Origin of the sequence: Amycolatopsis methanolica 239 (assembly GCF_000739085.1) — a bacterium.
Lineage (GTDB): Bacteria > Actinomycetota > Actinomycetes > Mycobacteriales > Pseudonocardiaceae > Amycolatopsis_E > Amycolatopsis_E methanolica.
The window spans coordinates 1,584,095-1,609,696 of the sequence record NZ_CP009110.1 but is presented as its reverse complement, the minus strand read 5'-3'; the positions used below and the strand labels follow the sequence as shown (position 1 = coordinate 1,609,696).

General features: G+C 71.0%; 23 protein-coding genes. 5 read left to right on the top strand and 18 right to left on the bottom strand.

Going from position 1 to position 25,602, the window contains the following annotated elements:
* Window position 1: 1 nt before the first annotated feature.
* Genes kdpB through kdpF form a run of 3 tightly spaced genes read right to left on the bottom strand, consistent with a single transcriptional unit; the run spans window position 2 to window position 3,803 of the window.
* The gene (gene kdpB / locus AMETH_RS07880; RefSeq protein WP_017987526.1) at window positions 2-2,044 is read right to left on the bottom strand and encodes a potassium-transporting ATPase subunit KdpB; all 2,043 of its coding nucleotides are present in this window, start codon (window positions 2,042-2,044) and stop codon (window positions 2-4) included.
* Complete coding sequence (gene kdpA / locus AMETH_RS07875) at window positions 2,041-3,702, bottom strand: potassium-transporting ATPase subunit KdpA (protein ID WP_017987525.1); 1,662 nt, start codon at window positions 3,700-3,702, stop codon at window positions 2,041-2,043. Before kdpA ends, kdpB begins: the two co-directional genes overlap by 4 nt.
* On the bottom strand, window positions 3,702-3,803 hold the full coding sequence (gene kdpF, locus AMETH_RS07870; RefSeq protein ID WP_017987524.1) for a K(+)-transporting ATPase subunit F: 102 nt from the start codon (window positions 3,801-3,803) through the stop codon (window positions 3,702-3,704). The genes kdpA and kdpF overlap by 1 nt, the downstream gene beginning before the upstream one ends.
* A 346-nt stretch (window positions 3,804-4,149) precedes the next feature.
* Between kdpF and asnB the strand changes: the two genes are divergently transcribed.
* Together asnB and AMETH_RS07860 are read left to right on the top strand one after the other, a co-directional pair.
* Entirely contained in the window at window positions 4,150-5,985 is a 1,836-nt protein-coding gene (asnB, locus tag AMETH_RS07865; protein ID WP_017987523.1) for an asparagine synthase (glutamine-hydrolyzing), read from the top strand.
* A gap of 77 nt (window positions 5,986-6,062) precedes the next feature.
* Window positions 6,063-6,584 (top strand): YflT domain-containing protein, encoded by a 522-nt coding sequence (locus AMETH_RS07860; protein ID WP_017987522.1) that lies wholly within the window; start codon window positions 6,063-6,065, stop codon window positions 6,582-6,584.
* Between the two features lie 55 nt (window positions 6,585-6,639).
* Here the strand turns inward: AMETH_RS07860 and AMETH_RS07855 are convergent, their stop codons facing one another.
* The 10 genes from AMETH_RS07855 to rsmD form a co-directional block, all read right to left on the bottom strand.
* A complete protein-coding gene (locus AMETH_RS07855; protein WP_017987521.1) occupies window positions 6,640-7,620 on the bottom strand; it encodes an alpha/beta fold hydrolase in 981 nt (326 codons plus the stop codon).
* A gap of 23 nt (window positions 7,621-7,643) precedes the next feature.
* Window positions 7,644-8,189 carry an isopentenyl-diphosphate Delta-isomerase gene (gene idi, locus AMETH_RS07850; RefSeq protein WP_017987520.1) on the bottom strand — a complete coding sequence of 182 codons (546 nt, stop codon included), beginning with the start codon at window positions 8,187-8,189 and terminating at the stop codon, window positions 7,644-7,646.
* Window positions 8,190-8,207: 18 nt separating this feature from the next.
* The gene (gene mutM / locus AMETH_RS07845) at window positions 8,208-9,071 is read right to left on the bottom strand and encodes a bifunctional DNA-formamidopyrimidine glycosylase/DNA-(apurinic or apyrimidinic site) lyase (protein WP_026153915.1); all 864 of its coding nucleotides are present in this window, start codon (window positions 9,069-9,071) and stop codon (window positions 8,208-8,210) included.
* Window positions 9,072-9,462: 391 nt separating this feature from the next.
* Window positions 9,463-10,203 (bottom strand): ribonuclease III, encoded by a 741-nt coding sequence (gene rnc / locus AMETH_RS07840; protein WP_026153914.1) that lies wholly within the window; start codon window positions 10,201-10,203, stop codon window positions 9,463-9,465.
* Between the two features lie 14 nt (window positions 10,204-10,217).
* On the bottom strand, window positions 10,218-10,400 hold the full coding sequence (rpmF, locus tag AMETH_RS07835) for a 50S ribosomal protein L32 (RefSeq protein WP_017987516.1): 183 nt from the start codon (window positions 10,398-10,400) through the stop codon (window positions 10,218-10,220).
* A gap of 76 nt (window positions 10,401-10,476) precedes the next feature.
* Window positions 10,477-11,064, bottom strand: coding sequence for a YceD family protein (locus AMETH_RS07830; RefSeq protein WP_017987515.1), 588 nt, complete (start codon window positions 11,062-11,064; stop codon window positions 10,477-10,479).
* A 56-nt stretch (window positions 11,065-11,120) separates the two neighbouring features.
* On the bottom strand, window positions 11,121-11,843 hold the full coding sequence (locus AMETH_RS07825; protein ID WP_017987514.1) for an SPFH domain-containing protein: 723 nt from the start codon (window positions 11,841-11,843) through the stop codon (window positions 11,121-11,123).
* 106 nt (window positions 11,844-11,949) lie between these two features.
* On the bottom strand, window positions 11,950-12,372 hold the full coding sequence (locus AMETH_RS07820) for a guanyl-specific ribonuclease (protein ID WP_017987513.1): 423 nt from the start codon (window positions 12,370-12,372) through the stop codon (window positions 11,950-11,952).
* A gap of 83 nt (window positions 12,373-12,455) precedes the next feature.
* Window positions 12,456-12,938 carry a pantetheine-phosphate adenylyltransferase gene (gene coaD / locus AMETH_RS07815; RefSeq protein WP_020486774.1) on the bottom strand — a complete coding sequence of 161 codons (483 nt, stop codon included), beginning with the start codon at window positions 12,936-12,938 and terminating at the stop codon, window positions 12,456-12,458.
* A gap of 20 nt (window positions 12,939-12,958) precedes the next feature.
* Window positions 12,959-13,531, bottom strand: a complete 573-nt coding sequence (gene rsmD, locus AMETH_RS07810; protein WP_017987511.1) for a 16S rRNA (guanine(966)-N(2))-methyltransferase RsmD — start codon at window positions 13,529-13,531, stop codon at window positions 12,959-12,961.
* A 118-nt stretch (window positions 13,532-13,649) separates the two neighbouring features.
* On the opposite strand from rsmD, the gene AMETH_RS07805 reads away from it, so the two are divergent.
* Together AMETH_RS07805 and AMETH_RS07800 are read left to right on the top strand one after the other, a co-directional pair.
* Entirely contained in the window at window positions 13,650-15,779 is a 2,130-nt protein-coding gene (locus AMETH_RS07805) for a HelD family protein (RefSeq protein WP_017987510.1), read from the top strand.
* A 113-nt stretch (window positions 15,780-15,892) separates the two neighbouring features.
* Complete coding sequence (locus AMETH_RS07800; protein WP_017987509.1) at window positions 15,893-16,828, top strand: glutamate ABC transporter substrate-binding protein; 936 nt, start codon at window positions 15,893-15,895, stop codon at window positions 16,826-16,828.
* 3 nt (window positions 16,829-16,831) lie between these two features.
* On the opposite strand, the gene AMETH_RS07795 is transcribed toward AMETH_RS07800, so the two are convergent.
* Complete coding sequence (locus AMETH_RS07795; protein ID WP_017987508.1) at window positions 16,832-17,911, bottom strand: DNA polymerase III subunit beta; 1,080 nt, start codon at window positions 17,909-17,911, stop codon at window positions 16,832-16,834.
* Between the two features lie 70 nt (window positions 17,912-17,981).
* On the opposite strand from AMETH_RS07795, the gene AMETH_RS07790 reads away from it, so the two are divergent.
* A complete protein-coding gene (locus tag AMETH_RS07790) occupies window positions 17,982-18,971 on the top strand; it encodes an LLM class flavin-dependent oxidoreductase (RefSeq protein ID WP_017987507.1) in 990 nt (329 codons plus the stop codon).
* On the opposite strand, the gene AMETH_RS07785 is transcribed toward AMETH_RS07790, so the two are convergent.
* The 4 genes from AMETH_RS07785 to AMETH_RS07770 form a co-directional block, all read right to left on the bottom strand.
* On the bottom strand, window positions 18,968-20,251 hold the full coding sequence (locus AMETH_RS07785) for an SAM-dependent methyltransferase (RefSeq protein ID WP_026153912.1): 1,284 nt from the start codon (window positions 20,249-20,251) through the stop codon (window positions 18,968-18,970). The genes AMETH_RS07790 and AMETH_RS07785 overlap by 4 nt on opposite strands.
* A 39-nt stretch (window positions 20,252-20,290) precedes the next feature.
* Window positions 20,291-21,094, bottom strand: a complete 804-nt coding sequence (locus AMETH_RS07780) for an arginase family protein (RefSeq protein ID WP_017987505.1) — start codon at window positions 21,092-21,094, stop codon at window positions 20,291-20,293.
* A gap of 43 nt (window positions 21,095-21,137) precedes the next feature.
* Window positions 21,138-24,512, bottom strand: coding sequence for a pyruvate carboxylase (locus AMETH_RS07775; RefSeq protein WP_017987504.1), 3,375 nt, complete (start codon window positions 24,510-24,512; stop codon window positions 21,138-21,140).
* A 152-nt stretch (window positions 24,513-24,664) separates the two neighbouring features.
* A complete protein-coding gene (locus tag AMETH_RS07770) occupies window positions 24,665-25,600 on the bottom strand; it encodes a S8 family peptidase (RefSeq protein ID WP_017987503.1) in 936 nt (311 codons plus the stop codon).
* Between the last annotated feature and the right edge of the window lie 2 nt (window positions 25,601-25,602).

Below are 25,602 nucleotides of genomic sequence, written 5' to 3'. Positions count from 1 at the left end.
ACTACCCGATTCCAGGGATGAAACGGACGACGAGGTCGATGAGCCAGATGCCGAGGAACGGCGTCACGATGCCGCCGACCCCGTAGACCAGCAGGTTGCGCCGCAGCAGCGCCGACGCGCTGGACGGCTTGTACCGCACGCCCCGCAGCGCGAGCGGGATCAGCACCACGATGATCAGCGCGTTGAAGATCACCGCGGACAGGATCGCCGAGCGCGGGGTCGCCAGATGCAGGATGTTCAGCGCGGCCAGCTGCGGGAAGATCGCGACGAACATGGCGGGCAGGATCGCGAAGTACTTCGCGAGGTCGTTGGCGATGCTGAACGTCGTCAGCGCGCCGCGGGTGATCAGCAGCTGCTTGCCGATCTCCACGATCTCGATCAGCTTCGTCGGGTCCGAGTCGAGGTCGACCATGTTGCCGGCCTCCTTCGCGGCCGACGTGCCGGTGTTCATCGCGACCCCGACATCGGACGTGGCCAGCGCGGGCGCGTCGTTGGTGCCGTCGCCGGTCATCGCGACCAGGCGGCCGCCCTCCTGTTCGCGGTGGATGAGCGCCATCTTGTCCTCGGGCTTGGCCTCGGCGAGGTAGTCGTCGACGCCGGCGTCCTCGGCGATGGCCTTCGCCGTGCGCGGGTTGTCCCCGGTGATCATCACCGTCCTGATGCCCATCCGGCGCAGCTCGGCGAACCGTTCCCGCATGCCCGGCTTGACCACGTCGGACAGCCGGATCACGCCACGCACGAACGCGCGCCCGCCAGTCAGCTCGGCGACCACCAGCGGGGTGCCGCCCTGTTCGCTGATCTCGTCGACGATCCGCTCGGTCTCGTCCGGGAAGTCGCCGCCGTGCTCCCGCACCCACTCGCCGACCGCGCTCGCCGCGCCCTTGCGGACCTGACGGCCGGGCAGGTCGACGCCGCTCATCCGGGTCTGCGCGGTGAACGGGACGAACTCGCCGCCGCTGGGGACCGTGGTGCCCTCGGTCAGCTCGACGACGCTGCGGCCCTCCGGGGTGCCGTCCGCGAGGCTGGACAGCCGGGCGGCCTCGGCCAGCTGGTGCGGGTCCGTCGGGCCGACCGGGATCAGCTCGGTCGCCCGCCGGTTGCCGAAGGTGATCGTGCCGGTCTTGTCCAGCAGCAGCGTCGACACGTCACCGGCGGCCTCGACCGCGCGGCCGGAGGTGGCGAGCACGTTGCGCTGCACGAGCCGGTCCATCCCGGCGATACCGATCGCCGACAGCAGCGCCCCGATCGTCGTCGGGATCAGGCACACCAGCAGCGCGGTCAGCACGATCACCGACTGCTCACTGCCGGAGTAGGCAGCCATCGGCTGCAGCGCCACGACCGCGAGCAAGAAGATGATCGTCAGCGTGGACAACAGGATCGTCAGCGCGACCTCATTCGGGGTCTTCTGCCGCGAGGCGCCCTCCACCAGCGCGATCATCCGGTCCACGAAGGACTCGCCTGGCTTGGTGGTGATCCGGACGACGATCCGGTCGCTCAGCACCGTGGTGCCGCCGGTGACGGCGCTGCGGTCGCCGCCGGATTCGCGGATCACCGGCGCGGACTCCCCGGTGATGGCCGATTCGTCGACCGTCGCGATGCCCTCGACCACGTCACCGTCGCCGGGGATGGTCTCGCCCGCCTCGACGACCACCAGGTCGCCCACCCGCAGTTCGACGCCCGCCACGCGCTCCTCGTCATCCGGGGTGAGCCGCCGCGCGACGGTCTCCTTCTTGGTGCGGCGCAACGACTCCGCCTGTGCCTTGCCGCGCCCCTCGGCGACGGCTTCGGCCAGGTTCGCGAACACGACCGTGAACCACAGCCACACCGCGATCAGGATCGTGAACACGCTCGGGTCGGTGACCGCGAAGAACGTGGTGAGCACCGAGCCCACCCACACCACGAACATGACCGGGTTGCGGACCTGGTGCCGCGGGTGGAGTTTGCGCAGCGCGTCGGGCAGCGAGGTCAGCAGCTGCCGTCCGTTGAACACGCCCGCGCCGACGCGAGCCGGCGTTTCGACGGGCCGTTCCTGGGTGATGGTCATGCCATGGCCTCCGCGATGGGACCGAGCGCGAGCGCCGGGACGAACGTCAGCGCCGCGACGAGCAGGACGGTTCCGGCGAGCACGGAGCCGAACAGCGGCCCGGTCGTCGGCAGGGTGCCCGCGGTCTCCGGCACCTTCTTCTGCGCGGCCAGCGAACCGGCCAGGCACAGGACCGCGATGATCGGCACGAACCGGCCGATCAGCATCGCCACCGACAGCGAGGACTGGAACCAGCCGTCCGTCACCGTGATGCCGGCGAAGGCGCTGCCGTTGTTGTTGCCGGTGGAGGCGTACGCGTAGAGCACTTCGGACAGTCCGTGCGCCCCGCTGTTGCCCAGCGCGCCCGTGGTGCCCGGCATGAGCAGGGCCGCGCCGGCGCCGAGCAGGACGACCGCGGGCATCGCCAGCATCGCGATCGCGGCGGCGGTGACCTCGCGCTTGCCGAGCTTCTTGCCCAGGTACTCCGGGGTGCGGCCGACCATCAGGCCGGCCAGGAACATCGCGATGATCGCCAACACCAGGATGCCGTACAGACCGGTGCCGACACCGCCCGGCGAGACCTCGCCGAACAGCATGTGCAGCAGGGTCATGCCGCCGCCGAGACCGCTGTAGCTGTCGTGCAGCGAGTTCACCGCGCCCGTCGAGGTGCCGGTGGTGCTGGTCGCGAACAGCGTCGACGCGCCGATGCCGAACCGCTGCTCCTTGCCCTCCAGGTTCGCGCCTGCCAGCAGCGCCGCGGGCCCGTTCGGATGCGACTCGGCCCACCAGGTCACCGCGAGCACGAACGTCCACAGCAGACCCATCACCGACAGCAGGACGTACCCCTGCTTCGGGTTGCCGACGAGCCTGCCGAAGGTCCGGGTCAGCGACACCGGGATCACCAGGATCAGGAAGATCTCGATCAGGTTGGTCCAGACGTTCGGGTTCTCGAACGGGTGCGCGGAGTTGGCGTTGAAGATGCCGCCGCCGTTGGTGCCGAGTTCCTTGATGACCTCCTGGCTCGCCGTGGGCGCCATCGAGATGGCGCTCAGCGTGCCGTCCAGGCCGGTGACCGGGACGCCGGCGCGGAGGCTCTGGGTGACCCCGAACGCGATCAGCACGATCGCGAACACGACCGACAACGGCAGCAGGATCCGCACGGTGCCGCGGGTCAGGTCGACCCAGAAGTTGCCCAGCCGGTCGGTCCTGGACCGGGTGAAACCGCGGACCAGCGCCATCGCGACGGACAGGCCGACCGCGGCGGACAGGAAGTTCTGCACCGTCAGCCCGGCCATCTGGACGAGGTGGCCCATCGTCGTCTCGGGCACGTAGGACTGCCAGTTCGTGTTGGTCACGAAGCTGACCGCCGTGTTGAATGCGACGCCGGGGTCGACCGCGCCGCGGCCGAGGCTCAGCGGCAGGACGGACTGCAGGCGCTGCAGCAGGTACAGGAAGACGATGGACACCAGCGAGAACCCGAGCACGCCCAGCGCGTAGGTGGTCCAGCGCTGCTGGGAGGACGGGTCCACCCGGAACGCGCGGTACAGGCCGCGCTCCAGCTTGAGGTGCTTCTCGCTGGTGAACACGCGCGCCATGTAGTCGCCCAGCGGCTTGTGGACCAGGGCGAGCGCGGCGACGAGGATGCCGACCGTGACCAGGCCGGAGGCGAGGTCGGACACTAGAACCTCTCCGGCTTGGTCAACGCGATGAACAGGTAGACGATCAGGCCCAGCGCCAGCACCCCGCCGACGACATTGGCCACCACCCCGGCGCCGCTCACAGCTTCTCCAGCCCGCGCAACGTCAGCGCCAGCACCGCGAACACCGCGATCAGCAGCACGGCGTACAGCAGATCCGCCACTTCACACCTTCCAGCACGGGTCACCCGATCGGTGACCGCTCCGGTGACAGCGTGCGCTGGGACGTCCCGTCTCCTCGTCCGGATGACGGCGCCTTGACGCCGCTTCAGCGCGGATTTACGCGTTCTTGAGGTGCGTGTGCAACCGGCCACACTGCGTGAAACCCATCCCGTCAGAGCGGACGAATCGAGCAGACAGTTACCGGCGAGTTGTGTTACCACGGTGTTACGCATAGTTGTACTTGCTAAGCATCGGGAGGGTAGTACGCATGTGCGGCATCACCGGCTGGGTCTCCTTCGAGACCGACCTCACCCAGCGGCGCGAAGTGCTCGACGCCATGACCGGGACCATGGCCTGCCGTGGCCCGGACGACTCCGGGACATGGCTCGCCCCGCACGCTGCCCTCGGCCACCGCCGGCTCGCGATCATCGACCTGCCCGGCGGACGGCAGCCGATGTCGGTGACCACGCCGGCCGGCGAGGTGGCCATGGTCTACAGCGGTGAGGCCTACAACTTCACCGAGCTGCGCCGCGAACTGGAGGGCAAGGGGCACACCTTCCGCACCGACAGCGACACCGAAGTCGTGCTGCACGGGTACCTGGAGTGGGGCGAGTCCGTCGCCGACCACCTCAACGGCATGTACGCCTTCGCCATCTGGGACGCGCGCGACGAGAAGCTCGTGATGATCCGCGACCGGATGGGCATCAAGCCCTTCTACTACTACCCGACGCGCGACGGCGTGCTGTTCGGGTCCGAGCCGAAAGCGATCCTCGCCAACCCCGCGGCCAAGCGGATCGTGGACGCGGACGGGTTGCGGGAGCTGTTCTCCTTCACCAAGCAGCCCGGCTGGTCGCTGTGGTTCGGGATGTCCGAAGTGGAGCCTGGCACGATCGTCCGGGTGGATCGGGACGGCGCGCACACCCGGACCTACTGGAAGCTGGAGGCGCGCGAGCACACCGACGACCAGGAGACCACGGTCGCGCGCGTGCGCGAGCTGATGACCGACATCGTGCACCGGCAGCTGGTCGCCGACGTGCCGCGCTGCGTGCTGCTGTCCGGTGGCCTGGACTCCAGCGCGATCACCGGCCTTGCCGCCGCGCGGCTGCGTGAGGAGGGTGAGCAGCTGCGCACCTTCTCGGTCGACTTCGTGGGGCAGGAGGAAAACTTCAAGCCCGACGAGATGCGCGACACCCCGGACTCGCCGTTCATCCGGGACGTGGCGAAGCTGGTCGGGTCGGCGCACCAGGACGTCGTGCTCGACCCGGCGGCACTGACCGATCCGGCGGTGCGGCGGGCCGTGCTGACCGCACGGGACATCCCGGCCGGCTTGGGCGACATGGACACCTCGCTGTACCTGCTGTTCAAGGCCATCCGGGCGGAGTCGACGGTGGCGCTGTCCGGCGAGTCGGCCGACGAGGTGTTCGGCGGGTACCGGTGGTTCCACGACGACACCGCCCGCAACGCCGGCACGTTCCCGTGGCTGGCGTTCCGCACCGGGGTCCAGGACGGTGGCAACCTGCTGCGCCCGGACGTGTCGCGGAAGCTGGACCTGGACGGTTACATCGCGGACCAGTACCGCACCGCGCTGGCGCAGGTCGAGCACCTGGACGGGGTCTCCGCGGACGAGCGCCGGATGCGCGAGGTGTGCCACCTGCACCTGACGCGGATGGTGCGGGCACTGCTGGACCGCAAGGACCGCGCGTCGATGGCGGTGGGCCTGGAGGTGCGGGTGCCGTTCTGCGACCACCGGCTCGTCGAGTACGTCTACAACACGCCGTGGTCGCTGAAGACGTTCGACGGCAGGGAAAAGAGCCTGCTGCGGCACGCGACCAAGCACGTGCTGCCGCAGTCCGTTGTGGACCGGGTGAAGAGCCCGTACCCGTCCACGCAGGACCCCGGGTACGCGGCGGCGTTGCAGCAGCAGGCGAAGGAGGTGCTCGCCACGCCCGGGGACCCGGTGTTCGAACTGGCCTCCCGCGAGTGGGTGACGGACGCGGTGAGCCAGGACCCGGCCACGATGACGTCCCTCACACGCCACGGCCTGGACCGGCTGCTCGACCTGCACCACTGGTTCGACATCTACCGGCCCGAGCTGCGAGTCTGAGGATTCCCTGTGAGGTTCGGACATGGGGCACAAGTGGGTATGCGGGAGCGTTGAACAGGTCAGGAGAGGTGAGGAAGATGACCCAAGCATTCACGCAGACCGCTTTCACCAACGCCCGGACGAGCCCGCAGCTCCCGACCCTGCCGACCGGCTGGCCGATCGGGTCCTACGAGTCCTACGAAGAGGCCCAGCGGGCGGTCGACCACCTCGCCGACAACGACTTCCCCGTGGCGGACGTCACGATCGTCGGAGTCGAGCCGATGCTGGTCGAGCGGGTCGCCGGCAAGCTCAGCTGGGGCCGCGTGCTCGGCGGCGCCGCGACGTCGGGTGCCTGGTTCGGTGTCTTCGTCGGCCTGTTGCTGACGCTGTTCACGCCGGGCGCCGGGCTGCTGCCGATCCTGTTCGGTCTGGTCGCTGGTGTCGCGTTCAGCATGGTGTTCGCGGCGATCAGCTACGGCGCCACCCGCGGCAAGCGTGACTTCGTGTCGCAGACGCAGCTGGTCGCACGCCGCTACGACGTGCTGAGCCAGCCGCGCACCGCCGAGAAGGGCCGCGAGCTGCTGGCGAACCTCGCCGCGCGGACGCACGTGTTCAACTGAGTCACCCCGACCAGAGCCCCGAGCCCCACCCCCTGGGTTCGGGGCTCTTCCCCGTTCAGGTGCCGCTCGACACGCCCAGTTCCGGGCCGGGGTTTGTTCTCCGGCCCGTGCGCAGCAGGTGCCGCCACCGGCGCACGTCGTGCTGAGCTGGCGCGGTCGTGGTGAGGAAGTCGCGCGGGACGGCCAGGAAACGCTGCGGCTCGGTGTGGTGCGGAAAATGCCCCGCCCCCTCGAAGATCTCCAGCCTGTTGCCCGGCATCGCGCCGTGGGCGACCAGCGCGTGCGCGCTCGGCACGACGTGGTCCCGCGTCCCCCACACGAGCAACGTCGGAATGCCCTCGGTGAGGTAGCAGCGGTCGAGCATGTTCACCACCTGCCCGCGCCAGTCCACGACCGCGCGCAGTGTGCGCAGGAACGCCTGCCTGCTGGTCGATTCCGCGAGCCGCACGTACTTGCCGACGACGTAGTCGAGGTCCTCGCCCAGCCCGAACCCGCCGCCGCCCTTGAGCACGCTTTGGAAGCGCCGCAACGCTTCCCGCACCGGCAGGGTGCCGAGCAGGGGCAGCACCAGCTCGGCGCCCGGCGCGGCCGCGAGCCGCAGCAGCGGGTGCACGCCCGCGCCGACGCCGCCGGAGCTGACCAGGGCCAGCCGCTCGCAGCGTTCCGGGAACTGGTAGGCGAACTGCATCGCCACGCCACCGCCAAGCGAGTGGCCGATCACGGTCACCCGGTCGACGTCGAGCGTGGCCAGCAGGTCCCGCATCCCGCACGCGTAGGCGGCCACCGAGTAGTCGGCGCGCGGCTTGTCCGAGCCGCCGTGGCCGAGCAGGTCCGGCGCGATCACCGTGTAGTCCCTGGTCAGTGACGCGAGCACGTCCAGCCAGGTGGACGAGTCGTCGCCGATGCCGTGGACGAACAGCAACGCGGGACCGCTGCCTGCCATGCGGTATGCGCGCCGGTAGCCGTGGATGGTGCGGTGGCGCAGGTCGAACGTGTCCGGGCCGATCCCGGTGAGCGCGGTGTCCGGGGAACGCACCCGGCAAGCCCACCAGCCAGCTGTTACCGCTGTGTTGCCCCCGCCGAAAGAGTTTCCGCGAGCCGCGGGACCTGCAGCTGCGACCACGGGCTGAACACGAACGGCGTGCGGCTCATGCTCTCCACCAGGTCGGTCCAGGCCGACCAACGCCACTCGCACACCTCGTCCGGCTCGGGCAGCGGGTCGGCGTCGGCCTCGGCCACCCACACGGGGCAGAACTCGTTCTCCACCACGCCGCCCGCGTCCATCGCCGTGTAGCGGAAGTCCGGCAGCACCTTCCGCAGACCGGTGACCTCCAGGCCCAGCTCCTGCTTCGCGCGCCGCGCGATGGCCTCCGCCATGTCCTCGCCAGGGCCGGGGTGGCCGCAGAACGAGTTGGTCCAGACCCCCGGCCACGTCTTCTTGCCGATCGCGCGCCGGGTCAGCAGCACGCGGCCGGCGCGGTCGAAGACGTAGCAGGAAAACGCCAGGTGCAGCGGGGTGTGCGCGTCGTGCACCGTGCGCTTCGGCGCTGTGCCGACGGGGTCGAAGCGCTCGTCGAGCAGCACCACGAGTTCTTCCTGGGCCACGTGACCTGCCTTCCGGTGTCAGGAGGAGCGGCGCGGCCGGGGCTGGCAGCGCGGGCAGAAGTAGGACGACCGGTTCATGAACGGCTCACGGCGGATGGGCGTGCCGCAGCGGCGGCAGGGGCGGTCGCCCTGGCCGTAGACGTTCAGCGAGCGGTCGAAGTAGCCGGACTGGCCGTTGACGTTGACGTACAGCGCGTCGAACGACGTGCCACCGGCCTGGAGCGCCTCGGTCATCACCTCGGTGGCTGCTTCGAGGACGGCCGCGCCCTGGGCGCGGGTGAGCTTCTCGGTGGAGCGGGCCCAGTGCAGCCGGGCGCGCCAGAGCGACTCGTCGGCGTAGATGTTGCCGACCCCGGACACCAGGGTCTGGTCGAGCAGCGCGCGCTTGATCTCGGTGCGGCGGGAGCGCAGGGCCTTGACCGCCTGGGCCGGGTCGAACGCCGGGTCCATCGGATCGCGGGCGATATGCGCGATCGGGGCGGGCAGGAGCGTCCCGTCGGAGGTGACGAGGTCGGCCAGCGCGAGGCCGCCGAAGGTCCGCTGGTCGACGAACCGCAGCTCGGGGCCGCCGTCGTCGAACCGGATGCGGACGCGCAGGTGCTTTTCGTCGGGGGCGCCCTCGGGCTGCACGAGCATCTGGCCGCTCATGCCCAGGTGCGCGAGGATCGCTTCCTTGTCCGACAGCTCCAGCCACAGGTACTTGCCACGGCGCCGCGCCGCCTCGACGCGCGCCCCGGCGAGCCGGCCGGTGAAGTCCTCGGGGCCCAGCTCGTGGCGGCGGATCGCGCGGGGGTGCAGCACCTCGACGCGGGCGATCCCGCGGCCCGCCACGTGGGCCTGCAGCCCGCGGCGCACCACTTCTACTTCGGGAAGCTCCGGCACCACACCACCCTATCCACGCCCCCCGACAGTTCCCGACGTCCGTCCGGGTCGCACTCCGACGACGGACCGTGACTTCCGGTGCCTTGGCCACTCGACGCCCGGCACGGGCGCGGCGGACACAACGCCCGGAAGCGCAAACACACCGGCCGGCACTTCTATGCCCACCCGGCTCGGCGAGTCGCCCGCTCCCGGTCGCGGGTGGCTACTTCCGGCAGCGAGATGGCCACTCCCGGCGGCCAATTTTCTGTTCCGGGCAGCAGATCAGCCGCCCCGCGCGGCGAGCCTGCCGAAGCGGCTGCCCCGGGCGTGGCGCGCCTGGTCGGTGAGGGCCCGGAAATGACGAAAGCCGGGCCACCGCATCATGACGGCGACCCGGCTTTCGTGCCGAGAGCTACTCGGAGCCCTCGGGCTTCAGCTCCTCCGAGAGGGCACGCCAAGCGGTCTCGGCGGCCTTCTGCTCAGCTTCCTTCTTCGTGGTGCCGTTGCCGTTGCCGAAGTCACGGCCGGCGACCAGCACCGTGGCGCTGAACTCCTTGCGGTGGTCCGGCCCGGTGTCCTCCACCTTGTACTCCGGCACACCCAGCCCGGCCGACGCCGTCAGCTCCTGCAGGCTCGTCTTCCAGTCCAGCCCGGCCCCGCGCAGCGGCGCCTCCGCCAGCAGCGCGTCGAACAGCCGGTGCACCAGCGCGCGGGCCGCATCGATGCCGTGCGCCAGGTACGCCGCACCGATCACGGCCTCCAGACCATCGGCGAGGATGCTCGCCTTGTCACGGCCACCGGTGAGCTCCTCGCCCTTGCCGAGGAGCAGGTGCGCGCCGAGCCCGCCGGGGCCCAGCCCCCGCGCGACCCCGGCCAGGGCGTGCATGTTGACCACACTGGCCCGCAGCTTCGCGAGCTGCCCCTCCGGCAGCTCGGGGTGCGCGCGGTACAGGTGGTCGGTGACGACCAGACCGAGCACGGCGTCACCGAGGAACTCGAGCCGCTCGTTCGGCGGCAACCCACCGTTCTCGTAGGCGTACGAGCGGTGGGTGAGCGCCAGCGTGAGCAGCTCGGCGTCGAGTTCGACGCCGAGCGCTTCGAGCAACGGTTTCGGGTCGGCGGCCGGCCCTCCCGATCTCGACCTGCCCCCCATACTGGTCAGCGACCTCAGGCGGGCTCGACGACCTGACGACCGTCGTACTGGCCGCAGGTCGGGCAGGCCACGTGCTGCGGCTTCGGCTGACGGCAGGCCCGGTTCTGGCAGGGCACCAGCTGCACGGGCGTCGCCTTCCACTGCGCACGACGGTGGCGCGTGTTGGAGCGCGACATCTTCCGCTTCGGGACGGCCACGACTGAATCTCCTCATCCACGGTTCGCTCACGCGGGCGCGAGCGTGCTTACTCAGGTGCTTACGAGCTGATGCCCGTCAGGCTTGCCGGCCGGGCCCGCCGGAGGACGAGTCGTCGAAACGCTCGACCAGCGCGGCCCACCGAGGGTCTATCGTCTCATGCCCGTGTCCGGGCTCGAGATCGGCCCACTTCCCGCCGCAATCGGGGCACAGCCCCTGGCAGTCCTCGCGGCAGAGCGGGACCTGCGGCAGCGCCAGCACGACGGCGTCGCGGACCAGCGGTTCGAGGTCGATCCGGTCGTCGACGAGGCGCATGACCTCGTCCTCGTCGGTCGTCTCGTCCGTGGTCGAGTCGGGGTAGGCGAACAGCTCGGTGAGCTCGACCTCGGCCTCGTCGTCGATCGGGTCGAGGCAACGGGAGCACGCGCCGGTGGTCCGCACCGCGGCGGAGCCGGTGACCAGCACGCCCTCGACCACCGACTCGAGCAGCAGGTCCAGCTCGACCTCGGCGCCCTTCGGCACCACGATCACATCGGGCACGCCCCACTCGACGGCGGTGGGCGCCGTGCGCTGGATGGTCCGGCTCAGGCCGGCGCGCCGGCCCAGCTCACGGGTGTCGACGATCCACGGGTTGCGGACGTCGGGGGTGTCATTCTGCTGAGACATCGGTCCGTTGAGTAGAGGGGCGGAAGGCAACCCCACCACTCTACGCCTCCACCCGATCAGGGCTGGAAGTCGTACAGCGGTGTGGGGCGCTGACCGAGGCCGGACGGGGCGCGCAGGTGGTTGCGGCCGGAGTCGACCGTCCGCAGCGTGGTGGACAGCAGCTCGGAGAACTCGGCGAGCTTGCCGTCGACGTAGGCGTCGCAGTCGGCGCGCTGCCGGTCGGCCTCGGCGTGGGCCTCGTCCACGATGCGCGCGGACTCAGCGTGCGCGGCCTGCACGACCTCGGTCTGGGACACCAGCCTGGACTGCTCGTGGCGGCCGTCCTCGACGGCGCGCTCGTAGGCGTCGCGGCCGGCCTGCATCATGCGCTCGGCCTCGGCGCGGGCCCGCTCGGTGAGGTTGTGGTACTCGGCCTGGCCCGCGGCGATCATCCGCTCGGCCTCGGCGCGCGCGTCGGCCAGGACCTGCTCGGCGCGCGCCTGCGCGTCGGCGATCATCCGCTCGGCCTCGGCGGCGGCCTCGGAGGTGACCCGCTCGGCCTCGGCGTTGGCGTCGCCGACCGTCGTCTCGGCCTGGTGACGCGCCTTGTTGATCAGCTCGTCCCGCTGGTCGAGCACGTCCTGCGCGTCGTCGACCTCGCGGGGCAGCGCGTCGCGCACGTCGTCGAGCAGTTCGAGGACATCCCCGCGGGGAACCACGCAGCTGGACGTCATCGGCACCCCACGTGCCTCTTCCACGATCGTGACGAGCTCGTCCAGCGCCTCGAACACCCGGTACACAGCGACTCCCTAGGTGGCCTTTCCCATCCGGCTTGACCACAAGTCTGCCCGCTTCTCGCGTGAAACGGCGGGAGCGCTGAGTTACCGGGCGTGTCAAGGGGAACTGTCAGGAATTCACGTCCACCAGGTCGAAGCTCGCGTAGTGGTCGCCGGTGTAGAAGTACTCCCCCGCCGAGCCGGTGACGATTCGCCGCGCGCCGCGGTCGTCGCTGCCGGGCGTCTCCACGGTGTACTCGTGGTAGTAGCCGCTCGCGCAGTCCGGCAGCAGGCCCTCGCGGTTCTGGAAGACCGTCCCGTCCTGCTCGTACGGGTACGGGCCGCCCCGCTGGATCAGCTCGTAGGTGTCGGTGGCCTCGGCGGGCAGCGACGACAGCGCGACCACCGTGAAGCCGGAGGTGTCGCCGCACTCGGCCTGCGTGGCGGACACCGGCGCGGCCGAGGCGGGAGTGGCCAGGCCGAACCCGGTGAACAACGTGAGGACGACCGCGAGCAGCGCACCGGCGACCCGGGACTTCGTGATGTTGGTCATTTTCGGACCGTAACCCGGACGCGTTACCTGAAGGGGGCCGTCAGGTGAACGCGCCCGAAGTCCCGACGAAAGTCGTCGCCCGATCAGGCGCGTTCGGCCAGTTTCGCGGTGAGCCGCTCGAAGACCACGTCCGGCACCAGGTTCTTCACGTCGCCGCCGTAGGTGGCGACCTCCTTGACCAGCGAGCTGGACACGAAGCCGTAGGCCGGGTTGTTCGACATCAGCAGGGTCTCGACCCCGGAGAGCTCGCGGTTCATCTGCGCCATCTGCAGCTCGTAGTCGAAGTCGCTGACCGAGCGCAGGCCCTTGGCGATCGCCGCGATGTCGTGCTGCCTGCAGTAGTCCACCAGCAGCCCGTGCCACGAATCGACGCGCACGTTCGGCAGGTGCGCGGTGATCTCCCGCAGCATCTCCAGCCGCTCGTCGATGGTGAACATGCCCTTCTTGGACTTGTTGATCATGACCGCGACCACGACCTCGTCGAACAGCTTCGCCGCCCGCTCGATGATGTCGAGGTGGCCGTTGGTCACCGGGTCGTAGGAGCCTGGACACACCGCACGCCGCATGTGGCGGACGCTATCAAGCTCTACTCGCCGTGGCGCGGTAAAGTGACGTACTCCGCCCAGTACAAGGCCGTGTCGCCGTAGCGCGAGGTACGCACCGGCGCGAACCCGGCGGGCCAGCCCGGTTCGCCGTCGCGCAGCGCCCGCTCGACGATCACCAGCCCGTCCTCGGCGATCCACCCGCCCGCGGCCAGCACGGCCAGCACCGCGCCGATCTTCTCCGCGCCCACCGAGTAAGGCGGATCGGCCAGTACGAGGTGGAACGGCTCGTCGGCGGGCTGTGCCAGCACCGTCTCGACCGGACCGGAACGCACCGAACCGCCCAGCCCGAGCGCGGTCACGTTGGCCTTGAGGACCTGCACTGCGCGACGGTCGGACTCGACGAACACCGCGTCCGCCGCGCCCCGCGAGAGCGCCTCCAGCCCCAGCGCGCCGGAACCGGCGTAGAGGTCCAGCACCCGCGCGTCGGTCAGCTCGCCCGCCGCCTCCAGCGCGTTGAACAACGCCTCCCGCACGCGCTCGGACGTCGGCCGCGTGCCCTGCGCCGGCACCTTGAGCCGCCGCCCGCTCGCCGCCCCGGCCACGATCCTCGTCACAGCCCCATCATCGCGCTGTGTTCTGCGCGGTGTTTTGCCCAGGACCCGGTGAACGGCCCGCGGGGCACGCGTAGAGTCAATCTTCCTGTTGCCGGCGAGTGAGCTGTAGGAGCGCTGCGTGTCGGAACCTCGGGTCAGACGGGCCGAGATCGCCATCGAACAACACCACGTGGACCGCGTCTACACCCGGCTCGCCGAACTCCGGGCGCAGGCGGAGGCGATGCGTGCCAAGGGCTACGAGATCGGCCACGGCGCCCAGCGCGAAGCCGTTTTCGAGCAGGCCTCGATGCTGTTCGAGCGGGACATGATGGTCCACCACGCGACCCAGACGCTGCAGACCCTGGACGCCGAGTACGAGGGCCTGGTCTTCGGACGGCTCGACCACACCACCGGGGAGAAGATCTACGTCGGCCGCCTCGGCATCCGCGACGCCGAGTTCGACAACCTCGTGACCGACTGGCGCGCCCCGGCGGCCGCCGCGTTCTACCAGGCCACCGCCGAGGAGCCGATGGACGTGGTGCGCCGCCGCGTCATCCGCTGCTCCGGGCAGACCGTGCTCGACGTGGACGACGACGTGCTGATCCCGGACGCGGTCGGCGACGACATGCAGGTGGTCGGCGAGGGCGCGCTGATGGCCGAGCTCGGCCGGTCGCGCGGCGACAAGATGCGCGACATCGTCGCGACCATCCAGAAGGAACAGGACGAGGTCATCCGGGCGCCGTGGCGCGGTGTCACGGAGATCACCGGCGGCCCCGGCACCGGCAAGACCGCCGTGGCGCTGCACCGCGCCGCCTACCTGCTGTACCGGTACCGCCGCCAGCTCGGCGGGGCCGGAGTGCTGGTGGTCGGTCCGTCCGGGGTCTTCACGAACTACATCTCGCGCGTGCTGCCGTCGATGGGCGAGACGAACGTCGAGCTGCGCGCGCTGGGCGCCGTGCTCGACGGCATCAGCACCGACCGGCAGGACCCGGCGCCGCTCGCCGCGATCAAGGGCTCGCTGCGGATGCGCAAGGTTCTCACGAAGGCGATGCGCGACACCCCGCCGGACGTGCCCGACGAGATGCGGATCGTCTACAAGGGCGACGTCCTCAAGCTCAACCGCAAGGAGCTGGAGAAGGTCCGCCGCAAGGTGCACGGCCACGGCGGGCCGCCGAACCGCTCGCGCGTGCGGGCGGCCGAGGCGCTGCTGGAGGCGCTGGCCGATCGCGCCGAGGAGAACGCGCGCGCCGACGGCCGCACGATCGAGCGCGCCGAGCTGATCCACGACCTCGGCGAGCGGATCGACTTCCACCGCTTCCTGGTGGTGTGGTGGCCGGTGCTGTACCCGGCCGAGATCCTGCGGTGGCTGGGCGATCCGCGGCGCCTGACGAAGGCCGCGCGCGGCGTGCTGACCCCGGCCGAGGTCGACCTGCTGGCCGCGTCATTCGCCGACCGCGAGCGCGAGTGGACGGTCGCCGACGTGGCGTTGCTGGACGAGCTGCGCGTGCTGGTCGGCCCGCCGCCCAAGCGCCGCCGCCGGGCGCAGCAGATCGAGCTGGACGCGGCGCCACCGGAGCGCGGCTCGCAGGGCAAGCCGCACCGGCCGGAGCACTACGACGAGTACTCGCACATCGTGGTCGACGAGTCGCAGGACCTCTCGCCGATGCAGTGGCGGATGGTCGGCAGGCGCGGCAAGTACGCCAGCTGGACGGTGGTCGGCGACCCGGTGCAGAGCTCGTGGCCGGATCCGGACGAGGCGGCGCAGGCCCGGACGCAGGTGTTCGGCGCGCGCACCCCGGTTCGCCGCTACACGCTGCGCACCAACTACCGGAACTCGGCGGAGATCTTCGACCTGGCCGCCCGCGTGGTCGCCGGGCACGCCGCCGAGGGCGAGCTGCCGCGCGCGGTCCGGACCACCGGGATCGAGCCGGAGGTGCGGCTGGTCGAGCGCGGCAGCGTGGAGAGCGCGGTGCAGGCGGCGGCGAAGGAGCTGCTGGACGCGGTCGAGGGCACGGTCGGTGTGGTGTGCGCCATGGACCGCGTCGCCGAGGTCGGCGCGTGGGTGCGGGGGCAGGCGGACGAGCGGCTCAAGGTCGTCGGCAGCCTGGACGCCAAGGGCCTGGAGTACGACGCCGTTGTGCTGGTCGAGCCGACCGAGCTGATCACCGAGTCGCTCACCGGGCGGCGCGTGCTCTACGTCGCACTGACGCGCGCGACGCAGCAGCTGACGGTCGTGGCGTCCGACGACGAGTGGCTGCCTGCGGAATAAATCACGAAAAAAGCGGCGCCGAGGTCAACCTCCGTCATTTCCCGGGCATTTACCATGCACGGCGAGACCGATCGTCTCTTCGTGGTGTCACGGGACTGTGGATGGAGCACCAAATGGCGGGTTGGGTGCGTGCTGCGCGCCGTACGGCGGCCTCGATCGGCCTCGCCGCGGCGCTGCTCACAACGGCCGTCGCCTGTACCGGCGACGACAACGCGAGCAGCGGCGGCGAGGTTTCGGCTGGTCAGGGCGTCATCGGTGAAGCACCGGTGGCCGGCGAAGCGGATCTGGCGGCCAGCCCGACGGCGCAGGCCATCAAGGCCCGCGGGACCCTGGTCATCGGCGGCGACGAGAACCTGCCCCTGCTGTCGCAACGGAATCCGATCACCGGGAGCACCGACGGATTCGACGCGACGCTTGGAAAAATGCTCGCGAAATACATCATCGGTCGGCCAAACGTCAACATCGTGACGACCACACCGGAAACCCGGGAAGCGATGTTGAAAACGGGCACGGTGGACGCGGTGATCCGGATCTACACGATCACCGCGGAGCGGGCGCAGCGGGTCGCGTTCGCCGGGCCGTACCTGCTGTCCGGGCAGGCGATCGCCACCCTCAAGGGCACCACCGGCATCGACGACCCCGGCGACCTCAACGGCAAGACCGTGCTCGCGGTCACCGGGACGACCAGCGTCGCGGCGATCCAGCAGCAGGCGCCCGGCGCGAAGATCACCACGTTCGGCACCGCCGAGGAGTGCGTGCAGGCGCTGGAGCAGGGCAAGGGCGACGCGTACGTGCACGACCTGACCGTGCTGGCCGGCGAGGCGCAACTGGACTCGAAGCTGCAGATCAGCGGGCAGCCGTTCACCAGCGAGCCGTACGGCATCGGCCTCAAGCTCGACGACGACTCGTTCAAGCGGTTCGTCAACGAGTGGCTGCGCAAGATCGAGACGGCCGGGCTGTGGCAGCGGGCCTGGCAGGAGACGCTGGGCACGGTCGTGACCGGCGGCGTGCCGTCCCCGCCCGCGATCGGCTCGGTCCCCGGCTCGTAACCGTCACACCCGCATCGGGACCACCACGCAGGTCATCGCCGCGCCGCCCTCCGGCGGGGCGGTGAACACCGTCGGGCGCAGCCCCTCCTGGTGCTCGATCCGTACCGTCCGCCCGGCGAACGGCCGCAGCGCGTCGAGCAGGTAGCGCGCCTGGTAGGTGGCGCTCATCCGGCCGCCGGAGACGCTCGCCTTGACCACCTGCTCCGATTCCCCGCTGTGCGGATCACTGCTGATCACCCGCAGCTCGCCGTCCCAGCCGGCGAGGGTCACGGTGCCGCGCGGCCCGGCGTAGGGCGAGGCCCGGCGCAGGGCCGCGACGAGGGCCTCGGCGTCCAGCTCGACCGCGCCTGACGGCTGGGCCCGGACGAGCTCGCGCGCCCGCTCGTCCGGGAACGGCACCCCCAGTAGCGCGGTGGCGAACGAGTCCGGCCCCCAGCTAAGGCCGAGCCGGTCGGAATCGGCGCCGAGCCCGACCGACGGCGCCGCCCCGAGCCCGCGCGCCAAAGCGGACAGCGCGGCCGCGGGCGCCAAGGCGTCCAGCCGGCCGCCGGTCCAGTCCAGGGTGGCCAGCGCCATCCGGTAGCGGTCGGTGGCCAGCAGGGTCAGCACGCCGCCTTCGGTCCACATGCGCACACCAGTGAAGATCGGCAACGCGGCCTCCCGCGACGCCGCGCTCGCCACCGCCTCCAGCGCCCCGCGCAGGGTGGGACCCGCCACCGAACCCGCGGCCTGCGGTGGGGCCGCGATCCCGGGGTGCAGCCCGCGGTCCAGCAGCGGCAATGCGAACCGGCCGCCGGGCGCGCGCACGACCAGCCTGGTCTCCTCGACCGACACCCGCAGCTCCTCGGCGTCCAGCGCCCGCACCGTCTCGGCCAGCGGACGGAGCGGCACGAGCGCCTCGCCGCCGGTGTGGACCAGTGCCGGACGTTCAAGCCGGAGCGCGTGGTCCGGGGCCACCGCGGCGACCCCGAGACCGTCTGCCCCCGCCGTGAGCAGAACGCCGCCGAGCGCGGGCGCGGGGAGCAGCCGCACCGCCTCCGCCGTCGAGGCTGCCAGGACGGCGGTGGAGACGGTGAGATCCATGGGCGCACGGTAACGGCGGGGTACGACAAAACCGGGAAGAGCCGAGGCCGGGGCCGCGTTGGACGTTGCCGTGAAGCCTCTGTCCGATGTCGCGTTGTCCGTGCTGGACCTGTCCCCCATCCCGAGCGGCGCGGACGCGCGCACCGCGCTCCGCGGCTCCGTCGAGCTGGCCCGGCACGCCGAGCGGCTCGGCTACCGCCGGTTCTGGGTGGCCGAGCACCACAACATGCCGGGCGTGGCGAGCTCGGCCACGACCGTCCTGATGAGCCACGTCGCGGGGGCCACCGAGACCATCCGCGTCGGTTCCGGCGGCATCATGCTGCCCAACCACGCGCCGCTCGTGGTGGCCGAGCAGTTCGGGATGCTGGAGGCCTTCCACCCCGGCCGCATCGACCTCGGCATCGGCCGCGCCCCCGGCACCGACCAGCGCACGGCGCTCGCGCTGCGCCGGTCCCCGCAGGCGCTGGGCGCGGACGACTTCCCGCAACAGCTGACCGAGCTGATGGGCTACTTCGACGGCGAGGGCACGGTGCGCGCGGTGCCGAGGTACAAGCCGCCGGTGTGGCTGCTCGGGTCGAGCGGCTTCAGCGCGCGGCTGGCCGGCTCGCTCGGGTTGCCGTTCGCGTTCGCCCACCACTTCAGCGCCCGCAACACGATCCCGGCGGTCGAGCTGTACCGCGAGTCGTTCCGGCCTTCAGAGGCGCTGTCCGAGCCGTACGTGATGCTCGGCGCGGCGGTGATCTGCGCCGACACCGACGAGCAGGCGCGGTGGCTGGCCGGGCCCAGCGGCCTGCAGTTCCTCCAGTTGCGCCGCGGCAACCCGATTCCGCTGCCGTCACCCGAGGAGGCCGCCGAGTACCCGTACTCGGACATCGACCGGCACTTCGTGGACGAGCGCCTCGGCACGACGATCCACGGCTCCCCGTCGACCGTCCGGAAAGGTCTGGAGACCCTGGTCGCCGACACCGGCGCCGACGAGATCATGATCACCACGATGGTCCACGGCGAGGCCGACCGCCTGCGCTCCTACGAGCTGGTGGCCGGCCTCGCCCGCGACTAGGACAACCAGGCGGTGCGCACCGGCGGCATCCCGCTGCCGCCGCGTGCCGTCGGCTTCACGGCGAGGACCTGGTTCACCCCGATCGCGCCGCTTTCGAAGCTCAGCGCGCACGCGGCCATGTACAGCCGCCACACGCGGGCCCGTCCGGCGCCGCTCAGGCGAACGGCTTCGTCCCAGTTCGCCTCCAGGTTCGCGACCCACGCGCGCAACGTGCGCCCGTAGTGCTCGCGCAGCGCCTCGACGTCACGCACCTCGAACCCGGCCTCTTCGAGCGCGCCCGCCATCACGCTGACCGGCTCCAGCTCGCCGTCCGGGAAGACGTACCGGTCGATGAACGACGTCTTCTGGTTGCGCGGCGGCACCGACGGGTGCCGCGAGATGGCGTGGTTGAGCAGCCGCCCTTCCGGGCGCAGCAGCTCGAACAGCGACTTCGCGTACACCGGCAGCATCGACGCGCCCACGTGCTCGGCCATCCCGATGCTGGAGATCGCGTCGAACGGGCCGTCGGACACCTCGCGGTAGTCCTGCACCCGGATCTCCACGAGGTCCGACAAGCCCTCCTCGGCGACCCGCTTGCGCGCGAAGTCGGCCTGCGCCTGCGACAGCGTGACGCCGACCGCGTGCGCGCCGTACTCCTTGGCCGCGTGGATGACGAACGTGCCCCAGCCGCAACCGACGTCGAGCACCCGCATGCCCTCACGCAGCCCGAGCTTGCGCGCCACCAGGTCGACCTTCGCGGTCTGCGCCTCCTCCAGCGTGGTCTCCGGCTTCGCCCACACCGCGCACGAGTACGTCATCGACGGCCCGAGCACCAGTGCGTAGAAGTCGTTGCCCACGTCGTAGTGGTGCGAGACGGCGGCCGCGTCGCGACGGCGGGAGTGCATGCGCCCGGCGAGCTTGATCTCCTCGGGCGGCGGCTTCGGCGGGAACCCCACGATGCCCAGCTTCAGCGCCGTCTTCGCGAGATCCCGGCGCACCGACCACGTCAGGTCCACGTCGAAGTCGACGTCGTAGACCAGGTCATGCAGCCGTTCCAGGGCTGCCACGAACGGCCCCTCGACATCGAGCTCGCCCGCGACGTGCGCCCGTGCGACGCCCACCTCGTTGGGCGCCCACAGCAGGCGGCGCAGCGCCCGGCGGTGCCTGATGTGCAGCACCGGCGCGTCCGGCGGGCCGGTTTCACTGCCGTCCCAGCAACGAATCCGGATCGGGACAACCTGGCCGAGCGCCGTGTGCAGGAGTTCACCAACGGCGCCGGCGACTCCGCCTGCGCTACCCACGAACCTCATTCAAGCACGCGCCGGGCGAAATCGCTTGTATTAGCGAAGTAATTCGCCAATGGTGTGCAGCACGGGTGACAGAATCGCCAGTTCCTCCCGTTTGCCGGTAACGCATTCGGTGAGGCCCGCGCCGACGACCTCGAACTCCGCGAGCGCACGCAGCCCAAGGACGAGCTGCGTCACGCTCATCCCATCGGGTTCCGGGTAGTCCATTCCGGCGAACTCGGACGGGTCCAGCACGTCGAGATCAACATGCACGTACAGCCGTTCGATACCGGCATCGCGGACTTCGGCGACAATCCGCGACGGTTCTCCCGTAACCAGCCGGGCCCGGCCCGCCTCGATTTCGTCCCGTTCCGCCGGATCGAAAGCCCGGGCGCCGACGAGCACCGCGCGGCCCGGCTCCAGCGCGGGCGCGGCCGCGAACGCAGGGTCGCCGTCGCCCAGCAGTGACCGCAGGACCATCCCGTGGAACGCGCCCGACGGTGAACTGGCCGGTGTGTTGAGGTCGGCGTGCGCGTCGAACCACAGCACGCCGAACCGCTTACCGTGCCGGGCGCGGGCGGCGGCGACCGGCACCAGGCCGGCCGCGCAGTCCCCGCCGACCGTGAGCACCGGCCCGTCCGCCAGCGCGTCGGCGTGCCGCTTCTTGTTGTCCAGCAACGCTTCCCGGTTCGCGATCCCGTCCGCGACGGGCGTCCCGCCCGTCGCCAGCCGGACCTCACGCACCGGCACGTCGAGCACCTCCGCCGCGAACGCGGAAAGGGCCCGGCACCCCGCGGGCAGATCGCCCGCCCGGGAGGTCCGGGCCCCTTGCCACTGCGGCACCGCCTGAATCAGCACGGCGCCGACCCTAACGACGGCCGGCGGGCCGCCGCACGCGGTTTTACTCCAGCACGATCAGCAGGTCGCCGCCCTCGACCTGCTGGACCGAGTTGATCGCCAGGCGGGCGACCTTCCCGGACTCGGACGCGGTGATCGCGGCCTCCATCTTCATCGCCTCGATGGTCGCCACCGTGGCGCCCGCGGCGACCTCGTCGCCCTCGGCCACCGACAGCGTGACCACACCCGCGAACGGCGCGGCGACCTGCTTCGGGTCGGACTTGTCGGCCTTCTCCGCGGCGGGCAGGTCCGCGGCCACCGACCGGTCGCGCACCTGGATCGGGCGCAGCTGGCCGTTCAGCGTGGCCATCACGGTCCGCATGCCGCGCTCGTCGGCCTCACCGATGGCCTCCAGCTCGAACAGCAGGCGCACGCCGGGTTCCAGGTCGACGGCGTACTCCTCGCCCGGGCGCAGACCGTAGAAGAAGTCCTTGCTGGGCAGCACGCTGGTGTCGCCGTAGGCGCGGCGGTGCTCCTCGAACTCCTTGGCGGGCCCGGGGAACAGCAGGCGGTTCAGCGTCGCGCGGCGGTCCTTGGCCAGTCCCTCGCGGTCCTCGGCGGACAGCTCCGCGACCGGCTTCGGCTCGGCGCGGCCCTCCAGCGCCTTGGTGCGGAACGGCTCCGGCCAGCCGCCGGGCGGGTCGCCCAGCTCGCCGCGCAGGAACCCGATCACCGAGTCCGGGATGTCGTAGCGGTTCGGCTCGGCCTCGAACTTCTCCGGCTCGACACCCGCACCGACCAGGTGCAGCGCGAGGTCGCCGACCACCTTGGACGACGGCGTGACCTTGACCAGGTGGCCCAGGATCTTGTCGGCCGCCGCGTACATCGCCTCGATCTCCTCGAAGCGGTCGCCCAGGCCCAGCGCCTTGGCCTGCGTGCGCAGGTTGGACAGCTGGCCGCCGGGGATCTCGTGGTCGTACACGCGGCCGGTCGGCGAGGCCAGGCCCGCCTCGAACGGCGCGTAGATCTTGCGCACGATCTCCCAGTACGGCTCCAGGTCGCCGACCGCGCGCAGGCTCAGCCCGGACGGCCGTGCCGAGTGGTCGGTGGCCGCGACTATCGCCGAGAGCGACGGCTGCGAGGTCGTCCCGGCCATCGACGCGACCGCGCCGTCCACCGCGTCCGCACCCGCGCCGATCGCGGCGAGGTAGGTGCCCAGCTGACCACCCGCGGTGTCGTGGGTGTGGATGTGCACCGGGAGGTCGAACTCCTTGCGCAGCGCGGAAACCAGCTTCTCCGCGGCGGGCGCGCGCAGCAGGCCGGCCATGTCCTTGATCGCCAGCACGTGCGCCCCGGCGCCGACGATCTGCTCGGCCAGCTTGAGGTAGTAGTCCAGCGTGTAGAGCTTCTCCCCGGGGTCGGACAGGTCCGAGGTGTAGCAGAGCGCCACCTCGGCGACGGCCTTCCCGGTCTCCCGCACGGCCTCGATGGCCGGGCGCATCTGCTCGACGTCGTTGAAGGCGTCGAAGATGCGGAAGATGTCGATGCCGGTGTTGGTGGCCTCCTCGACGAAAGCGTTGGTCACCTCGGTCGGGTACGGCGTGTAGCCGACGGTATTCCGGCCACGCAGCAGCATCTGCAGGCAGATGTTCGGCACCGCTTCCCGCAGCTGCGCCAGCCGCTCCCACGGGTCCTCGGCGAGAAACCGCAGCGCCACGTCGTAGGTCGCGCCGCCCCAGCACTCCAGCGACAGCAGCTGCGGCAGCGTGTGCGCCACGACCGGCGCGACGGCCAGCAGGTCCTTGGTGCGCACGCGGGTCGCGAGCAGGGACTGGTGCGCGTCGCGGAACGTCGTGTCCGTGACACCCAGCGTCGGCGACTCCCGCAGCCAGCGGGCGAACCCCTCCGGGCCCAGCTCGGTCAGCTTCTGCTTCGACCCGGCGGCGGCCTCACCCGAGGGCAGCGACGGCAGCTTCGTGGTCGGGTCGATCAGCCGCGGGCGTTCGCCGTGCGGCTTGTTGACCGTGACGTCGGCGAGGTAGGTCAGCAGGCGGGTGCCGCGGTCGGCCGAGTGCCGCGCGGTCAGCAGGTGCGGGCGCTCCTCGATGAACGAGGTGGTGACGCGCCCGGCCGCGAAGTCCGGGTCGTCGAGCACGGCCTGCAGGAACGGGATGTTCGTGGAAACGCCGCGGATGCGGAACTCTGCGAGGGCACGGCGGGCGCGGCCCACCGCGGTCTTGAAGTCACGGCCGCGGCAGGTGAGCTTCACCAGCATCGAGTCGAAGTGCGCGCTGATCTCGGTGCCCGCGAACGCGGTGCCGCCGTCGAGGCGGATGCCGGAGCCGCCGGGCGAGCGGTAGGCGCTGATCATGCCGGTGTCCGGGCGGAACCCGTTGGCCGGGTCCTCGGTGGTGATGCGGCACTGCATCGCGGCGCCGCGCAGGTAGACCTTCTCCTGCGACAGGCCGAGGTCCGCCAGCGTCTCGCCGGCGGCGATGCGCAGCTGCGACTGCACCAGGTCGACGTCGGTGACCTCCTCGGTCACCGTGTGCTCGACCTGGATGCGCGGGTTCATCTCGATGAAGACGTGGTTGCCGTCCCGGTCGAGCAGGAACTCGACGGTGCCCGCGTTGCGGTAGCCGATCTTGCGGGCGAACGCGACGGCGTCATTGCAGATGCGGTCGCGCAGCTCGGGGTCGAGGTTCGGCGCCGGGGCCAGCTCGATGACCTTCTGGTGCCGCCGCTGCACCGAGCAGTCGCGCTCGAAGAGGTGGATGACGTTGCCCGCGCCGTCGGCGAGGATCTGGACCTCGATGTGCCGCGGGTCGACGACGGCCTTTTCCAGGAACACGGTGGGGTCGCCGAAAGCCGATTCGGCCTCGCGCATCGCGGCCTCGACCGACTCGCGCAGGTGGGCGGGGTCGTTGACGCGGCGCATTCCGCGGCCGCCACCACCGGCGACGGCCTTGACGAACACGGGGAAACCGATTTCCTCGGCGGCCGCGGTCAGCTCGTCGATGTCCGTCGACGGCTGGGACGAGCCGAGCACCGGCACGCCGGCGTCGCGGGCGGCCGCGACCGCGCGCGCCTTGTTGCCCGTCAGTTCCAGGATTTCCGCGCTCGGGCCGACGAAGGTGATGCCGGCTTCCTCGCACGCGCGCGCGAGATCGGGGTTCTCGGACAGGAATCCGTAACCGGGGTAGACCGCGTCCGCGCCGGCTTTCCGCGCGGCGCCGACGATCTCCTCGACGTCGAGGTAGGCGCGGACCGGGTGTCCCGGCTCGCCGATCTCGTAGGCTTCGTCGGCCTTCAGACGGTGCAGCGAGTTGCGGTCCTCGTGGGGGAACACCGCCACTGTGCCCGCGCCCAGCTCGTAGCCCGCGCGGAACGCCCGGATGGCGATCTCCCCGCGGTTGGCGACCAGCACCTTGCGAAACATGCCCGGTCCTTCCCTGTTCACGGATCGGTAGTGCTGTGACGTTACCCTGCCGATCCCGCTCGTCGGGAGTTCTGTCCCGGGTGATGGACATCATCCGGGACGTGCGCATGCCGCACAGAAGTGCGGGGGTAATTGGAGATTCTCAGGCTAACTCAGCTTTCCGGGGCGGGCTCCTCGAACAACGTGTACAGCAGCCGGTTCGGGGTGCCTTGCGGCAGGCCCGTCAGCACGTCCGGCGTGGAGTTGTTGATCAGTGCGTTAACGACCTGCTCAGGTGTGTCGTCGGGGTGTTCTTCCCGGTAGAGCGCGGCCGCGCCGGCGACGAACGCGGCGGCCATCGAGGTGCCCGAGAAGGGCGTGGCCGAAGTGCTCCCGGGCGCCGTCGAGGGCACGTCCACCCCGGGCGCGAGCAGGTCGACCCCCAGCCCGAAGTTGGACTTCGGCGCGAAGGCGTCCGTCCGGTCGACCGCTCCGACGGTCAGCAGCTCCGGGATCCGCGCCGGCGACGAGAACGACGAGTCCACTCCCGACCAGCCCGCCGCCGCGACCACCGGCATCACGCCGATCAACCGCCGCACCGCGTTGTCCAGGCCGTCGGACGCCGGGCCGCCGAAGCCGATCACCGCGACCGCCGGCTGCTTCGCGTTCTGGGTGACCCAGTCGATGCCCGAGATGATGTTGTTGAGCCGCCCGTTGCCCTTGTCGTCGAGCACCTTGACCGGCACGATCCGCGCGGCCTTCGCGACGCCGAACTCCTTGCCCGCGACTACCCCGGCCATCCGCGTCCCGTCACCGTTGCCGTCGGCCGGGTTGTCGGTGCCGCCCACGAAGTCCTTGCCCGGGTCGACCCGCCCGGCGAGATCGGGCTGCGCCGCGTCGACACCGGTGTCGATCACGTACACCGTGACGCCCTCGCCGGTGCTGTCGTAGTGGTACGTCTGGTCAACGGCCTTGTCGCGCTGGTCGATCCGGTCCAGGGCCCAGCTCGGCGGGTTCTGCAGCGCGCCAGGCGCGGCCGAAGCCGGCGCCACGGCGCCGAGGACGAGCAGTGCCGAACCGATGACCGCGCGTAATCCAGTCTTGAGCACGC

Bases quoted from the DNA above. Each gene is read 5' to 3' on its own strand.
- kdpB (WP_017987526.1), bottom strand. From the start codon at position 2,044: ATGACCATCACCCAGGAACGGCCCGTCGAAACGCCGGCTCGCGTCGGC.
- asnB (WP_017987523.1), top strand. From the start codon at position 4,150: ATGTGCGGCATCACCGGCTGGGTCTCCTTCGAGACCGACCTCACCCAG.
- AMETH_RS07860 (WP_017987522.1), top strand. From the start codon at position 6,063: ATGACCCAAGCATTCACGCAGACCGCTTTCACCAACGCCCGGACGAGC.
- rnc (WP_026153914.1), bottom strand. From the start codon at position 10,203: ATGGGGGGCAGGTCGAGATCGGGAGGGCCGGCCGCCGACCCGAAACCG.
- AMETH_RS07830 (WP_017987515.1), bottom strand. From the start codon at position 11,064: ATGTCTCAGCAGAATGACACCCCCGACGTCCGCAACCCGTGGATCGTC.
- AMETH_RS07820 (WP_017987513.1), bottom strand. From the start codon at position 12,372: ATGACCAACATCACGAAGTCCCGGGTCGCCGGTGCGCTGCTCGCGGTC.
- coaD (WP_020486774.1), bottom strand. From the start codon at position 12,938: ATGCGGCGTGCGGTGTGTCCAGGCTCCTACGACCCGGTGACCAACGGC.
- AMETH_RS07800 (WP_017987509.1), top strand. From the start codon at position 15,893: ATGGCGGGTTGGGTGCGTGCTGCGCGCCGTACGGCGGCCTCGATCGGC.
- AMETH_RS07795 (WP_017987508.1), bottom strand. From the start codon at position 17,911: ATGGATCTCACCGTCTCCACCGCCGTCCTGGCAGCCTCGACGGCGGAG.
- AMETH_RS07775 (WP_017987504.1), bottom strand. From the start codon at position 24,512: ATGTTTCGCAAGGTGCTGGTCGCCAACCGCGGGGAGATCGCCATCCGG.